We start from the raw sequence: 14,440 nt of genomic DNA on the forward strand, positions 1-14,440 counted from the left end.
CGGCACGCTGCCCGGTCACGCTGTTCATAACGAACCTGACCCGCGCATGCCGACCCACGCAATGATCTTCCTGACACAGTGGCGCAACTCGCATACGGTGGGTGCAATTCCGCTTGGCGAGCAGCCGGGAGCGCGGGACGAGCCCAGGGCGGGCACCGGACGTGCGCGTTGGAGGGATTCAGTTGCGGTCGAGTCGCGGGAGCTCGGCGCAGAGGCGGGACGGCAGCTCCGGCAGGACTTTGCGGATGCCCGCGCATCCCGCGTCGCCGTTCATGGCCGCCGGCCGCCAGCCCGAGGTCTCGGCCCGGTAGAACCAGCGCTGGGAGACGGTCGAGGAGGAGCAACCGGCTTCGGCGCCGCCGCACGCCGGTCCCATGCGGGTCGACAGGTCCAGCACCAGCCATGTGTCGTCGCAGCCGCGGTACTCCCAGCTCGTGTGCTTCGGGATGTCCGTGTCGTTGACCGCCTGGTGGTACGAGGAGGAGGTGCAGCGCGGGGGTGTCGGGTCGCACCCGTTCTCGCCGCACCGTCGCAGGGCGGGTGGGGTGGCGCCCTTGGGGGTGTAGACGTCTCGGCTGTTCACCATGATCGTGCGCGTGCCCAGGGGTTCGCCCAGCTTCACCGTCGCTTCGATCCGCCGCGTCCCGGTGCAGCCGGAGTCCCGGTCCAGGGCAGGCGTCTCGTACGTGACCTTCACGTACACGGTGCCGTGTTCGACGGTTTCGAGTTCGCCGCGCACGTCGCGTACGCAGTCGCCCGCCCCGTCGGGCACTTCGGCGTCCACTTCCAGGGAACGGCCGCCGTCAGCGGTTCGGACGCCGTTGATGCGGATCGGAGCGGCGAGCGTCCAGGCCGTGGCTGTGGCTGCGGCGCTGGCCGTGGGTGCGCCGGGGACCCCGTCGGCCGTCTCGGCGGTATCGGCGGTATCGGCGGTATCGGCTGCCTTGGAGCCGCAGCCGGCGACGAGTGCCAAGGCCGTGGCGAGCACGATCGTCCGCATCTTCCGGTACCGCATTCCATGTCCCCCCATCGCCGAGGATCGGCAGCCTAGCCTCCCCTCCCCCGTTGCGCCGCCCGCCTTCGATGCGTCTGATCTGCCACGTCAGGCCATCCCGCGCCCGCGCCCGAGCAGGAGCAGGCGCGCGGAGATGTTGATCACCGGGTCGGGGCGGGCCTACGGTGCCTCGCATGACTGCGGTTCGAATCGGTGTGATGTACGACCGTGACTGGGCACCGGAGGGTCTGCCGGCCTTTGCGCGGGAGGTCGAGGCGCTCGGGGTGGACGATCTGTGGGTGGTCGAGGACCTCGGGTGGAACGGTGGCGTGTCGGCCGCCGCGGTGGCACTCGCGTCGACGGAGCGGCTGCGGGTGGGGATCGGGATCACCCCTGCGCCGCTGCGCAGTCCGGCGCTGCTGGCCATGGAACTGGCCACGTTGGCGCGGATGTTCCCCGGGCGGCTGACCGCCGGAATCGGGCATGGGGTGGCGGAGTGGATGGCGGCCGCCGGTGTCGCGCCGCGGTCGCCGCTGGCGTTGCTGGAGGAGACGATCCGGTCGGTTCGGGCGCTGCTGCGTGGCGAGCGGGTCGAACTGGTCGGGCGCGAGGTGCGGTTGGACGGTATCCAGTTGGTGCACCCGCCGCTGGAGCCGCCGCCGATCGTCGCCGGTGTCGTGCGTCCTCGCTCGCTTGAGCTTTCGGGGCGGGTCGCGGACGGGACGCTCATCGCCGAGGGGCATGGGCCGCGGGATCTCGAACGGGCACGGGAACTGACCGCGCGGGGCGGCGCGGGGGTCGACCACGACCTGATCGTGTTGGCCTTCTGTTCGGTGGGGGAAGACCGCGAGCAGGTGGCGCGGACGTTGCAGCCCACCGTCGAGGGCCACGCGGGCTGGCTGGGTCGCCCACCGGAGCAGGTGTTCACCGTTTCGGGGCGCGTCGAGGACGCCGTGGAACGCGTGGACGAGCTGGCCGCGGCCGGGGCGGGAACGGTGGTGCTGCGGGTCGTGGGCGACGAGCCGCTGAAGCAGCTCGGGGGTGTGTGGGGAGCGCTCGCGTCGAGCCGTCGCCGCATGGGCTGACCAGGGTGGCGGGCGCGGCGGGCGGGCGTGACGGGCCGCTGTCCGTGCGAGCCGCACGTCGTCCTTCCCTGGACCGCCCTGCCTTCCCCCGACGCGCGCTGTCGGCCGCTGTTGGGTGGGGTCGATTTCGCGTCCGCGCTGCGGATGGCCGGGCCCTTCGTTCATCGCGCGGGGCTTGCGCTGGCGTAGCCGACGCTCGTCGCCGTCGCGCTGCCCACGGGCGCCGTCCCGTCGGCCGCGACCGCTCCCCCGCGGCGGGCTGCTCAGGTCGTCGGGACCTTCGTCGGCGCTTGCTCGTGGCGGGCGAGGAGGCCGGAGGTGGTGATGGCCGTGGTGCGGCGGACCGGTCCGGTGAAGTCCAGGCGCATGGGTGCCAGTTCGGTGTCGGCGTGGTCTCGATGAGGGTGCCGGCGGCGTCTCGGGGCCGAGTTCGGGTACGCGCTGTCGCGCGAAGGGGGTGAGGGCTTCCAGGAAGGTCTTCGCCACGCTCCTGTGCCGGATGGCCACCCCGGTGGAGATGTTGCCTCCGGTACGACGCCCTGCGCGCCGAGGAGGTCGCACACGACCGGGCGGGCGGCCATCGAGGTGGCCAGGACGTCCGGCCAGGCGGTCGCCCCGTTGCCGCGTGGTGCCCGGGACGGGCGGATGCAGGCGGGTGAGCTCGTCGGCCCATTCCTCGGCCTCCGTGTCGAGGAGGTCGAGGAGGTCGAGGAGGTCGAGCAGGACCGCCTCGCGCGATTCGAAGTAGCGCAGCACGTTCGCCCTGCCGAGGCCCACGCGGCGGCTGAGTTCGTTGAGGTTCCCGACCAGCACGGAAAGCTCGCCGGGGCAGGTGCCCATGTCGTTCTGGCGGCGCGCACGCCGACCTGTCGTCGGTCCGCACCTTCACGGAAGGGCCGGTCTCCGTCGGCAGGCCGCTGGACCTGCTGGTCGACGACGCCGGCGTGAGGAACGTCCCCGGGCGCACCGAGACCGCCGACGGCTTCGAGCTGCAGCCGGGCACCAACTTCCTCGGCCCGTTCGCCCTCACCGTCCGGCTCCTGCCCCTGCTGCTTGGCCGTCCCCGCACGGCGCGTTCCGGTTACACCCGGGCCAATCCGATGACCTCCGGCCCGACCCTGAACGGCGGTCGTCCCGGCCTGGCGAGCCGCCGCTCTCCAAGATCGTCCCGCCCCAGAGGGCGGAGCAGGGCGCGGAACCCCTGCTGTACGCGGCCACCGGCCCCGACGCCACGGCCGGCGGCTACTACGCGGGTTGTGGCACGAGGCCGAGGACTTCGTCGGCGTGTCGGTGGCCACCCTGGTCTGACACCTGCTGTGACTCCGCTCCTGCGCGTGGAGAAATACGGTGCGGGAGCGCTCCCACTCTGGGATCGTGGGGCGGGTGACGCCACCGTTCATCCGCCGCTACCGGCCCTCCGACCGCGCCGCCCTGGGCGAGATCTGTGTCAGGACGGCCGACGCCGGCGGTGACGCCGCCGGGATCTATCCCGATCCCGAGCTGCTGCCCGTGATCTTCGCCTATCCCTATGTCGAGTTGGAGCCGGACTTCGCCTTCGTTCTGGACGACGGGACGGGGCGGGCCGTCGGCTACGTCCTCGGGGCGCCGGACACCGCGGACTTCGCCGCCCGGTTCCGTACGGAGTGGCTGCCTCGGGTGGCGGATCGCTTCCCGGCGCCGGCCGGGGCGGCCGGCACGCCCGCCGACGCGATGGCGGTCCTTCTGCACACGCCGGAGCGCATGGTCCACGGGGAGCTGTCCGGGCACCCGGCCCACCTGCACATCGACCTGCTGCCCTCCTGGCAGGGGCAGGGGTACGGGCGCGCGCTCCTCCACGCGCTCCTCGCCGCGCTGCACGAGCAGGGCGTGCCCGCCGTGCACCTCTGCATGGATCAGGCCAATGCGCCGGCCCGCGCCTTCTACGACCGGCTGGGGTTCACGCGGTTGGAGGTTCCGGACCCCGGGCCCGTCTGGTACCTGGGCCGACCGACGGCGCGGTTCCGGCGAACGGGAGCCGGCCGTCAGCGGTCCGACAGTCGGGCCTTGTAGGCGAGGGCGTAGGCGAGCTTTCCGGGCTTGGCTTCGCTGTACGGCTTCGCCAGCTTGCCGAACTCGCCCTTGTCCTTGGCCTTGCCGTCGTTCCAGGCCGCCAGGACGCCGAGTTCGCCGGCGGTCCTGCCGCTGTCGACCACGCTGTCCGGGGACAGGGCCGTCTGCGCCTTCGTCAGGGTCTCGACGGCGCCGAGGTAGCCGGCGAGGTCGTCCGTGTTCCAGCGGTCGAGGCCGGCGGGGCGGGTGTCGCGCAGCCAGGCGCCCCAGTAGAACTCCTGGAACGGGACCGTCCCCGCCTCGTAGCCGATGTCGCGGCCGAAGTAGAGGAGGCTGCGGTAGGGGTCGTCGTCGAAGTTGGCGAGTCCGACGTTCCGGGGCAGCTTGTTCACGTCGACGGCGTCGCCCTGGGCGTCGCGCAGCCACACCCACTTCTCGGCCTTCATCCGGTCCCAGAACGCCTGCCGGGGCAGCCGGCTGAGGTTGGCCACGACCCGGAGCCGTATCCGCAGGTCGGCCCCGCCGTCGGGGAGTTCGTACAGGGAGGTGAGGGTGTGGTGGCCGTCGGTGAGGTACAGGCTGCCGCCGGGGCCGACGACCACGGTCTTCATGGCCGCGAGGCTCTCGGGCGTCTCCTGGCCGACGGGCAGTTCGCAGGTGAAGGAGGCCGGATCGTCGATCCGTGCGTCCGGAGCGGCGCTCGCCGCCTCGGCCTGGCCGTTCGTCTCGCACCACTCGTCGAACTTCTTGTTGATCTTGTCCTTGCCCAGCGTGAAGCGGCCGAGCTTGTAGTAGACCTCGTCGTGGCCGAGCGACGGCTGGGTCGGGCGTACGTCCCCGATCCTGACCTCGACCAGGTCGCCGGGCCGGGCGCAGAGGTACTCCTGCGGGGTCGGCCGCCGGTCGTGGCCGCAGAGCGAGGGCGGGACGCCCGGCTCTCCGGGCGCGGCCGGGGCGGGTCCCGCGGACGCGAGGACGCTGCCGCCGGCCAGGGCGGTGACGGCGAGGGCGGCGAGCGTGCCCGTCAGGGGGCGACGGGCGGGCTTCGCGGAGGACATCGGGGAGGACATCGGTGACGGTTCCTCAGGGATCGCGGTGCGTGGGAGTGGGGCAGCGTGGGAGGCGCGCCCACGGTCCTGATCACGCGCGACGCGCGGGAAGCCGTCGTCCGTCGTCCGGGTGAACGCCGGTCGAACGTCGGTGGCGTACCGCCCTGCCGCCTCTGGCCCTCGTCGCCCTCGGGGCCGGGTCAGACCGTGCGGGCCAGCAGCGTGGTGCCCATCACGAGCATGGTGGCGGCCACGAGGGCGTCGAGGACGCGCCAGGCGGCGGGGCGGGAGAGGACGCCGCCGAGGAGGCGGGCGCCGTAGCCGAGGCAGGCGAACCACGCGAGGCTGGCGAGCATCGCGCCGAGGCCGAAGACCCAGCGCAGGGAGCCGCGTTCGGCGGAGACGGAGCCGAGCAGCAGCACGGTGTCCAGGTAGACGTGCGGATTGAGCCAGGTCATGGCCAGGCAGGTGAGCACGGCGGCGCGTACGGAGCCCGCAGAGGCCCCGTTCGTCGCGAGCGCCTCCCCGGCGGGCCGCAGGGCGCGGCGTGCGGCCAGGAGGCCGTAACCGATCAGGAAGGCGCCGCCGGCGAGGCCTATCGCGGTCAGTCCGGCGGGCCAGGCGGTGACGACGGCCCCGAGCCCGGCGACGCCGAGGGCGATCAGGAGGGCGTCGGACAGGGCGCAGATGCCGACCACGGCGAGTACCGCCTGCCGGCGCACGCCCTGGCGGAGGACGAAGGCGTTCTGCGCGCCGATGGCGACGATGAGGGAGAGGCCGGTGCCGAATCCGGCGACGGCCGCCGGGAGGATGGTGCTGGTCATGGCGACGACGCTACGATCGCGCGCCTGCTTCAGTACAGCTAAAGATTCTTATGCGGCTTAAGGTGAGCTCATGATTCCATGGGGCTCATGGACGAGCTGCCCATCGATCAGGTCCGCACGCTCCTCGCCGTCATCGACGAGGGCACCTTCGACGCGGCCGCCGCGGCCCTGCACGTCACGCCCTCCGCCGTCAGTCAGCGGGTGAAGACGCTGGAACAGCGCACGGGGCGGGTCCTCCTCACCCGTACGAAGCCGGTCCGCGCGACGGAGTCGGGCCAGGTGGTGGTGCGGTTCGCGCGCCGGCTGGCCGCGCTGGAGCGGGACGCGCTCACCGATCTGGGCATCGCGGGAGGATCGGGTCCGACACGGCTGGCCATCGCGGTGAACGCGGATTCCCTGGCCACCTGGTTCCTGCCGGCCCTGACCCGGGTGCCGCAGGATCCACCGATCTGCTTCGAACTGCACCAGGAGGACGAGGCGCACACCGCGGCGCTGCTGCGCGACGGACAGGTGATGGCGGCGGTGACGTCCTCGTCGGAACCCGTCGCGGGCTGCACCGTCAGCCCCTTGGGCGCGGCGAGGTATCTGCCGGTGGCGAGCCCGTCGTTCGCGTCCCGGCACCTGTCGGGCGGGCCGCTGGAGTTCGTCCTGCCGGACGCGCCGGTGGTCGTCTTCAACCGGCGCGACGAACTGCAGGACCGGTTCGTCGGTGCCCTCGCCTCCGGCGCGTCGGGTGCGAGCCGGCTCCGACACCACGTGCCCACCTCCGTGGGCTTCGCCGAAGCCATCGCCGCCGGCCTCGGCTGGGGCCTGGTCCCCGAGTCCCAGGCCGAACCCCTGCTCCGGTCCGGCGCCCTCGCCGAGCTGGCCCCGGGCCGCTTCGTGGACGTACCGCTGTACTGGCAGCAGTGGAAACTCGACGTACCCGCGCTGGCGCTCGTGGCCCGGACCGTCGCCGCGACCGCCGCCGCGTCCCTTCACGTCCTGGACCGCCCGTCGGGAGCGCGGCGGGCTCCGTGACCGTCAGCTGCCGGCCCGGCGGACGCGGAGCGCCCACAGCACCAGCGGCACCTGGAGGGGGAGCCGGGCCAGGGCCGCCGTCCTCGCGGGGGCCGGGCGGTGGCGCCAGTCGTACGCCATCTTCACGTTCGCCGGGAACACGGCGGTGAACAGGCCGGCCGCGGCCAGCGCGCCCGCGCGCCGCGAGGCCGGATGCGCGACCGCCGCGCCGACGGCGATCTCGGCGAGCCCGCTCAGGCGGGTCCACGTACGCGGCGCGCCGGGGAGGCTCCGGGGAACCATCGCGTCGAACTGCCGCGGAACCACGAAGTGGGCTACGCCGGCGCCCACGAGCAGACCGCCGAGGAGGCGAGCGGAGGTCGCGGAACCGGGCATGTGACGCCCCTTTCGTGGAGGTGGTGTCCTGCGGAGACCCTTGCAAGTTACCTGACGGTAGCGGTCGGGCGGCGCGGAGGGAACCCGCTCCACGAAGGCGCCTTCGGCGGTCTGCCCTGCGCGGGCCGCTCGTGTCAGCATGGCCGTCATGACGAGTACAGGGCAGACACCGGCCGTCACCCCGTTACCTCATCCCGGCCCGGGCCCCGGCCCCGCCTCCCTCTCCCGCAGGGTGCGTTCCGCCGGATCGGCGTTTCCGCTGCTCACCCTCGGCGCCGAGGAGGAGTTCCTGCTGGTCGACCCGGTCTCCCGCGGACTGCGAGCCGACGCCGAGAAGGTGGTGGCCGAGGCGGCGGGCGAACTCGGCGAGCGGGTGGGCCCGGAGCTCACGCGCTACCAGGTGGAGACCCGTACCGACCCCCACACCAGCCTGGCCGACTTCGCCGGCCAGATCCGCGCCACGCGCCACGCGCTCGCCCGCGCCGCCGCACGCCGGGGTGTGCGCGTCGTCTCCAGCGGCACACCCGTCACCGCTCCGTCCGGGCCGCCGCCGCTGACCGACGACCCCCGCTACGCACGCAGCGCCGCCCTCTTCCGGGCCCTGGACGACGAACAGATCGCCTGTGCCTGCCACATCCACGTCGGCGTCCCCGACCTCGCCACCGGCCTCAGGGTCAGCAACCACCTGCGGCCGTGGATCCCGCCGCTCATCGCCCTCTCGGCCAACTCGCCGTTCTGGGCGGGCCGGGACACCGGTTACGCCAGCTGGCGGACGACCACCTGGGGACGCTGGCCGGTCGCCGGTCCCCCGCCGTACTTCGAGTCGACCGCCCACTTCGACGAGCTCGTCGGCGGCTTCCTCGGCACCGGCGCCATCATGGACCTCGGCGGCCTGTACTGGGACGTCAGGCCCTCCCATCACGTGCCCACTCTCGAATTCCGGGCCGCCGACGCCGCGGGCACCGCCGACGACACCGTGCTGATCGCCGGGCTCGTCAGGGCTCTGGCCGCCACCGCGCTGCGCGCCGTCGACGCGAACGAGCCGGCTCCCCGGCCCGCTCCCGAACTGCTGCGGGCCGCCTGCTGGCGCGCCGCCCGCGACGGCCTCGCCGGCGACCTCGTCGACCCGGTCACCGGCCGGCTGGTCCCGGCCCACGTGTACGTCGACGGGCTCCTGGCCCATGCGGGACCGGCGCTCGACCAGGCCGGCGACACCGGGCTCGTCCACCGGCACTGGTCGCGCCTGCGGCGTCACGGCGGGCGGGCCGAGGCCCAGCGTGCCGCGCACCGTCGCCGTGGCCGCTCGGCCGACGTCGTCGACCATCTCATCGCCCTCACCACGTCCGAGGCCTCCGACCGGCCCGCGTGACGCCCCCGCGGGGCTCTTAGGATCGGCGCCATGGCAACACGTCTCGTACAGATCAACATGAAGGCCCACGACGACGCCGCGCTCGGCCGGTTCTGGGCGGAGGTGCTCGGCTGGGGTGTCGACAGCGAGGGGCCCGGGGTGACCAACCTCGAACCGGTGGGCTTCGCCTACCCCGACCCCACGGCCGTCTGCATCGACCTCGTCGCCCGCCCGGAACCCAAGACGGTGAAGAACCGCGTCCACATCGATCTGGCCACGACGTCGGCCGCCCACCAGGCGGAGTTGGTCGAGCGTCTGAAGGCTCTCGGCGCGACCCTCGCCGACGTGGGGCAGGGCGACGTGCCGTGGACGGTCATGGCCGACCCGGAAGGCAACGAGTTCTGCGTCCTGGAGCCCCGTCCGCTCTACCGGGACACCGGTCCGATCGCCGCGGTGGTGGTCGACTGCGCCGACCCGAGGGAGCTGGCCCGGTTCTGGGACGCGGCGATGGACTGGACGCTGCACGAGGTCACCGACGACCACGCGAGGATGCGGTCCGCGAAGGGGGTCGGCCCCTACCTGGAGTTCGTCCGTACGCCCGACACCAAGAGCGGGTGGAACCGCGTCCACCTCGACGTCAGGCCCTACCCCGGTGACGACCTGGCCGCGGAGGCGGACCGGCTGCGCGCCCTGGGCGCCACCGACCCCGGCTTCGACGGGTCTGCCATCCACTGGACGGTGCTGGCCGACCCGGAGGGCAACGAGTTCTGCCTGCTCGCCCCTCGCTGACCCGGGGCGCCGCCACCCACCGGTCTCGCGCAGCGCCGCGCCGCGGCTTCAGGCGGGGTTCTGCGCTGCCGGCGGGCTGTCGTGGGTGGCGGCCCAGGAGGCCAGCAGGCGTAGTGCTTCCTCGGAGGCGTCGGACGTCGTGGGCGCCCCAGCGGGTGCGGAAGTCCGTGCTGCGGCCCGGCCAGTTCGTCGTCGGATCCTTCGCCGCCTCGGACAACACCTGCGCGAACTGTGCCCACGGTTTCCCGTCGAACTGTCCGCACCGGGAGTTCATGTCGACCTGCCAGGCCGAGTACATCCGCGTCCCGAACGCCCAGGGCGCCCTCGTGGCCCTCGTGGCCCTCGACGAGACGCCGGACGAGTCGCTGTGGCCGGGACTGCTGGCGCTGTCGGACGTCATGGGCACCGGCGAGTGGGCCGCCGACGCCGCCGAGGTGCGGCCCGGCTCGACCGCCGCGGTCGCCGGCGATCGCCCTGAGCCGCCACGCGTCCCGTCAGGAGCTGGCCGTCGCGTTCGGCGCCACCGACATCGTCACCGAGCGCGGCGAGGAGGGCGTCGCCCGCGTCAAGGAGATGACCGGCGGCATCGGAGCCGACTCCGTCCTGGAGTACGTCGGTACGGCGCAGGCGACGAGCCGGGCGCTCCGCTCGGCCCGGTCCGGTCCGGTCCGGCGGCAACGTCGGCTTCGGCGGCATCCCGCACGACGTCGCCGTCGACGGCGAGGAGCTGTTCTCCTGCCACGTCGGCCTGCGCGGCGGCCCCGCCCCCGTCCGCCGCTACCTGCCCGACCTCACCCTCCCGCTGGAGCAGGTCGCCGAGGGCTGCCGGGCGATCAAGGCGCTCCTGAAGCCCTGACCAGTGTGGTGCGGAGGCGTCGGGAGCGGAGGACCAGGAGGAGTTCGAAGCGGCGGTCGGGGTCGTCGAGGGCGTCGCCCCAGAGTTCTCGGATCTGGCGGAGGCGGTAGCGGGCCGTCTGGGGGTGGACTCCGAGGCGGTGGGCCACTTCGGGGGCGCCGCCGGAGGTCTCGATCCAGGCCAGGAGGGTGTCGGCGAGGCGGCGGGCCTGGGCGGGGGCGACACCGTTCAGGGGGGTGAGGCACCGCGCGGCGGCGGCGTCGACGAGGTCGCGGGAGGGGAGCAGGAGCAGTTCCTCCATGCGGTCGGTGCAGTGCTGTACTTCGCCGTGCGGCAGGAGGCCCTCCTCGGTGAGGGCCACGGCCGTCTCCGCCCAGCGTAAGGAGGCCACGGCGGAGGCCAGGGGCACGGTCGGGCCGATGGCCCCCGACCAGCCGGCCGTGGCGTGGCGGACGTGGTCGACGCGGCCGGCGGTGTCCGGGTCGGGGATGACCAGGCGCGGCTGCTCGCTCTCCATGTCGAGGAGGATCCCCCGGCCGAGGGCGGGGGCGACGGCCTCCCGGGCGGGCCGGATGAGGAGTCCGACGGCGACGGTGGCCGGCAGGTCCCAGCCGATCCGCGCGGCGCGCTCGCCGAGGGACTGGGCGGGGTCGGTGTGCGGGCCGGACAGGAGCCGGTCGATCAGCCGGCGCTGCAGGCGCAGGCGTTCGCCCTCCTGGCGGGCCGCCGCCTCGGCGTAGCCGCGTACCGACTGTTCCACCAGGCCGTCCAGGTACTTGAAACCGGACTCGGCGAGTTCGTACATGGCGGGCGCGGCGATGTCGACCTGCTGGCCGATCTCGGCGAACCGGCGCCAGGCGAGGCGGACGCCGAGCCGGTAGACGGCCTGGAGGGAGTCCAGGCTGCGTCCGTTCAGGCCCTCTCCCCGGCCGAACTCCTGGAAGACCTCGGACGGCACGCGCGGGTCGGCGGCGCCGGACGCGAGATGGTGGACGAAGCCCTCGATGGCCCGCCGGATGCCGACGAGGGCCTTCGGCTCGCCGGACTCCCCCTCCACGAGGCGCAGTTCGGGGAACTCCTGGCGGATGGCGCGGAGGATCTCGTGGGCCAGGGCGGACGATTCGGCCAGTGCGACGTCGGCGAACCGGTCCATCTGCGGCCGGGGCACCTCACTCCAAGCGAGTCGGGTCATCGGCTCGCCGGGGTGGTCTCGTAGGTGACCAGGGGAACGTTGGGCTGCTCCGGAACGCTGTCGAGCAGGGACACGATCCCGAAGGAGGCGCCCACGGCGCACATCGCGGCGATCACGACGGTTCCAGTTGCTGCGATCAGTCTGCGCATGGTGTCGGGTCAGCTCCTCGCTGGAGTCGTCCCCCTCCCGGCGGCCCCCACGCCGACCGACAGTTTTGACAGTACATTGACATCTCGTCAAGTGCTGCCTAGCGTCTCCGGCCACAAGGACCTCGACCGGGTCCTGGGGTCCGTGCGTCTCCGTGAGAGTTCTCGAACCAGGAGTCCCGGATGCGCCGCACCGCTTCGCCCTTGTCCCTGATCCTGCTGGGAGCAGGGGTCTTTCTGCTGGTCCTCGCGCCACTGCTGGTGGCGCACGTCCTGCCGGAGGCGAAACGCACTCCGCTCGACGTCGACACGACGACCGTGTTCACGGGGACCGGCAGCTACTTCGACACCGCTCGGCTCGCGACCGTCGACGACCGGCGGATCACCATCACCCGGCAGGTCCGCGGCGACGTCGCCGACGGCGTGCGCGGCGGGAAGGCCGTGTGGGACGTGTCCACGTCGGTGGACACCGACGCCACGCTGCCCGCCTCCGACACCCGTGACTCGCTCCAGTGGACCCTGGAGCGGTGGGTGACGGACCGGCGGACCAACGAGCCGGCGCACTGCTGCGGCGAGACGCCCGTCTTCGACGGCGAGGCGTACCTGAAGTTCCCCTTCGACGTCGAGCGGCGTGACTACCGCTGGTGGGACGGCACGCTCGGCGGCGTCGTCCTCCTCCGTCACACGGGCCCCGGCACCGTGCAGGGCCATCGGGGGCTCCGTTTCACCGGCACCGTCCCCGCCACCCGTACGGGCGTGCGCCAGGTCCCGGGGAAGCTGGTCGGCCTGCCGAAGCGGCCGCAGGTCCTCGCCGAGGAGTGGTACGAGAACACCGGCATCGAGCTGGTGGTGGACCAGCCCACGGGGCGCATCCTGTACGCGGCCATCGGGCCCCGGAAGACGCTGCGCGCCCCCGAGGCGGACGAGGACGCCGTCGTCCTGCTCGCCAGTGACAAGATCGCGTTCACCGAGGCGACCCAGCGGCGTCAGGTGGAGCTGGCGGCGTCGGACGGCAGGAGGCTGAAACTGCTCGGCAGCGTCGTCCCGATGGCGGCCGGGCTGCTCGGTGCGGTGCTCGCGCTGGCCGGCGGGATCCTCGTGGCGCGTGGGCGCGTCCGCCCGACCGCGCGCGGCTGATGCTCACTTGTCGACACATCCACGCGCCTGAGCGGTCGCCAAGTTGTCATACCGGTGAGTAGCCCCGGGGTGATCGGCTGGCGAAGACTGGCGTTCCCCATCAAGCACGGCCCCATCCCGGTCGCCCCTGTCCTTCTCCCGTCTCCGTCCTTCCCTCCGTCTCTTCCCCCTTCCGACTCCCCCCTTCCGACTCCCCCCTTTCGGCTCCCCCCTTTCGGCTCCCCCCTTCCGTCCCTGCCCGTTCCGCTGTCCCCGTTCCGTACTGACCCGGCCTCCCCGGGCCGCGCCGACTCCCTTCCCGTCGGTCCCCCGCCGCTTCCCCGCACCCGCACGAGTTGGAGCACGCATGCCCCAGCACGTCCCGCCCCCGCCGCTCACTCCCGCCCCGCCGTCCCCGCTCCCCCAGGCCCTGACCGGACGCGTCCAGAACCGCGCCCGCCGGACCGAACCGCCGCGGCGCGTCGTCTTCCTCGCCCACCGCGGCGTCGGGAACCCCGCCGCGGGCGGCTCGGAACTCCTCATCGACCAGATCGCCACCGGGCTGACCGAGTCCGGCCACGAGGTCACGCTGCTGTGCGGCGGGACCGCGGCACAGCGCCCGTACCGCGTCGTCTCGGCCGGAGGCCCGTTCGGGCACTTCGTCACCGCCCGGTCCGCCTTCCGACGGCACGTCGGCTCGTGCGACCTGCTCGTGGAGGTGTGCAACGGCATGCCGTACCTGTCGCCGCTGTGGCACCGCGGCCCGACGGTGTGCCTGGTCAACCACGTCCACACGGAGCTGTGGGGGATGCGGTTCCCCCGGCCCATGGCCCGTACCGGTCGGCTGCTCGAACACTGGGCGCTCGCCCGGGCCCACCGGGGCAACCTCCTGGTCGCCGTCTCCCCCTCCACGGAGGCGGCGCTGCACGCCATCGGGGTGCCCCCGGAGCGGATCCGCGTGGTCCACAACGGCGTCGACGAACCGGGCCCCCGGGCGGCGCGGTCGCCGGAGCCGATGTTCCTCGTCCTCGGCCGGCTGGTCGACTACAAGCGCGTCGACCTGCTGCTGCGCCTGTGGGAACGCGTCCGGCCGGTGACCGGCGGCCGGCTGGTCGTCGTCGGCGACGGCCCCGAACGCGAGCGGCTGCGGCGACTCGCGGGCGAGGGCGTCGAGTTCACCGGCCACGTGTCCGAGGAGGAGAAGCACCGGCTGCTGTGCGAGGCGTGGCTCCTGCTGCACCCCGCGGCCGTGGAGGGCTGGGGCCTCGTCGTCACCGAGGCGGGTGCCCGCGGCACGCCGACGCTCGGCTTCGACGTGCCCGGTCTCCGGGACTCCGTACGGGACGGCGTCACGGGCGTCCTGGCCCGCGGGGAGTCCTCGTTCGCCGCCGCGTGGTGCGCCCTGGCACTGGACGGCGGCCGTCGCGAGGCGATGGGCGAGGCCGCGGCGCGGCTCGCCGCCGGGTTCCGGTGGAGCCGTACCGTACGCCGCTTCCGCGCCATCGCGTCGGAGGCCGTCGAGCTGGCCGGGCCTCCTCCGCGCCGGGGCGTGCGTACGGAAGGCGTGCGTACGGAAGGCGTGCGCCGATGAAAGAGC

The 14,440-nt window shown here is 73.4% G+C and carries 13 protein-coding genes and 2 pseudogenes; 9 read left to right on the forward strand and 6 right to left on the reverse strand.

Going from position 1 to position 14,440, the window contains the following annotated elements:
* Positions 1-178: 178 nt before the first annotated feature.
* Entirely contained in the window at positions 179-1,015 is an 837-nt protein-coding gene (locus tag HHL19_RS22015) for a hypothetical protein (protein ID WP_240981797.1), read from the reverse strand.
* Positions 1,016-1,188: 173 nt separating this feature from the next.
* Here HHL19_RS22015 and HHL19_RS22020 point away from each other — a divergent pair, with 173 nt between their 5' ends.
* The 3 genes and pseudogenes from HHL19_RS22020 (at position 1,189) to HHL19_RS22025 (ending at position 4,128) form a co-directional block, all read left to right on the forward strand.
* Complete coding sequence (locus HHL19_RS22020) at positions 1,189-2,079, forward strand: LLM class flavin-dependent oxidoreductase (protein ID WP_169092047.1); 891 nt, start codon at positions 1,189-1,191, stop codon at positions 2,077-2,079.
* 860 nt (positions 2,080-2,939) lie between these two features.
* A pseudogene (locus HHL19_RS37530) lies at positions 2,940-3,134 on the forward strand (short chain dehydrogenase); the annotation flags it as partial.
* Between the two features lie 328 nt (positions 3,135-3,462).
* A complete protein-coding gene (locus tag HHL19_RS22025) occupies positions 3,463-4,128 on the forward strand; it encodes a GNAT family N-acetyltransferase (protein ID WP_169092048.1) in 666 nt (221 codons plus the stop codon).
* Here the strand turns inward: HHL19_RS22025 and HHL19_RS22030 are convergent.
* Both HHL19_RS22030 and HHL19_RS22035 read right to left on the reverse strand, forming a co-directional pair.
* Positions 4,101-5,198 (reverse strand): ParB/Srx family N-terminal domain-containing protein, encoded by a 1,098-nt coding sequence (locus tag HHL19_RS22030; RefSeq protein ID WP_240981798.1) that lies wholly within the window; start codon positions 5,196-5,198, stop codon positions 4,101-4,103. The genes HHL19_RS22025 and HHL19_RS22030 overlap by 28 nt on opposite strands.
* Positions 5,199-5,377: 179 nt before the next feature.
* Complete coding sequence (locus HHL19_RS22035; protein ID WP_169092049.1) at positions 5,378-6,001, reverse strand: LysE/ArgO family amino acid transporter; 624 nt, start codon at positions 5,999-6,001, stop codon at positions 5,378-5,380.
* An 87-nt stretch (positions 6,002-6,088) separates the two neighbouring features.
* On the opposite strand from HHL19_RS22035, the gene HHL19_RS22040 reads away from it, so the two are divergent.
* The gene (locus HHL19_RS22040; RefSeq protein ID WP_169092050.1) at positions 6,089-7,021 is read left to right on the forward strand and encodes a LysR family transcriptional regulator ArgP; all 933 of its coding nucleotides are present in this window, start codon (positions 6,089-6,091) and stop codon (positions 7,019-7,021) included.
* A gap of 3 nt (positions 7,022-7,024) precedes the next feature.
* Here the strand turns inward: HHL19_RS22040 and HHL19_RS22045 are convergent, their stop codons facing one another.
* Positions 7,025-7,396, reverse strand: a complete 372-nt coding sequence (locus tag HHL19_RS22045) for a hypothetical protein (RefSeq protein WP_169092051.1) — start codon at positions 7,394-7,396, stop codon at positions 7,025-7,027.
* 232 nt (positions 7,397-7,628) lie between these two features.
* Here HHL19_RS22045 and HHL19_RS22050 point away from each other — a divergent pair, with 232 nt between their 5' ends.
* The 3 genes and pseudogenes from HHL19_RS22050 to HHL19_RS22060 form a co-directional block, all read left to right on the forward strand.
* On the forward strand, positions 7,629-8,765 hold the full coding sequence (locus tag HHL19_RS22050) for a glutamate--cysteine ligase (RefSeq protein ID WP_346768368.1): 1,137 nt from the start codon (positions 7,629-7,631) through the stop codon (positions 8,763-8,765).
* 30 nt (positions 8,766-8,795) lie between these two features.
* Positions 8,796-9,533 carry a VOC family protein gene (locus HHL19_RS22055; protein WP_169092052.1) on the forward strand — a complete coding sequence of 246 codons (738 nt, stop codon included), beginning with the start codon at positions 8,796-8,798 and terminating at the stop codon, positions 9,531-9,533.
* 170 nt (positions 9,534-9,703) lie between these two features.
* Positions 9,704-10,389, forward strand: a pseudogene (locus tag HHL19_RS22060) (zinc-binding dehydrogenase); the annotation flags it as partial.
* Here the strand turns inward: HHL19_RS22060 and HHL19_RS22065 are convergent.
* Positions 10,367-11,581, reverse strand: a complete 1,215-nt coding sequence (locus HHL19_RS22065; RefSeq protein WP_169092053.1) for a PucR family transcriptional regulator — start codon at positions 11,579-11,581, stop codon at positions 10,367-10,369. The pseudogene HHL19_RS22060 and the gene HHL19_RS22065 overlap by 23 nt on opposite strands.
* Positions 11,578-11,730 (reverse strand): hypothetical protein, encoded by a 153-nt coding sequence (locus tag HHL19_RS22070; protein WP_169092054.1) that lies wholly within the window; start codon positions 11,728-11,730, stop codon positions 11,578-11,580. Before HHL19_RS22070 ends, HHL19_RS22065 begins: the two co-directional genes overlap by 4 nt.
* Positions 11,731-11,910: 180 nt before the next feature.
* Between HHL19_RS22070 and HHL19_RS22075 the strand changes: the two genes are divergently transcribed.
* Both HHL19_RS22075 and HHL19_RS22080 read left to right on the forward strand, forming a co-directional pair.
* A complete protein-coding gene (locus HHL19_RS22075; RefSeq protein ID WP_169092055.1) occupies positions 11,911-12,864 on the forward strand; it encodes a DUF3068 domain-containing protein in 954 nt (317 codons plus the stop codon).
* Positions 12,865-13,210: 346 nt separating this feature from the next.
* Positions 13,211-14,434 (forward strand): glycosyltransferase family 4 protein, encoded by a 1,224-nt coding sequence (locus HHL19_RS22080; RefSeq protein ID WP_169092056.1) that lies wholly within the window; start codon positions 13,211-13,213, stop codon positions 14,432-14,434.
* Positions 14,435-14,440 lie beyond the last annotated feature (6 nt).

The sequence above is a fragment of the Streptomyces sp. R302 genome, assembly GCF_012927245.1.
GTDB lineage: Bacteria > Actinomycetota > Actinomycetes > Streptomycetales > Streptomycetaceae > Streptomyces.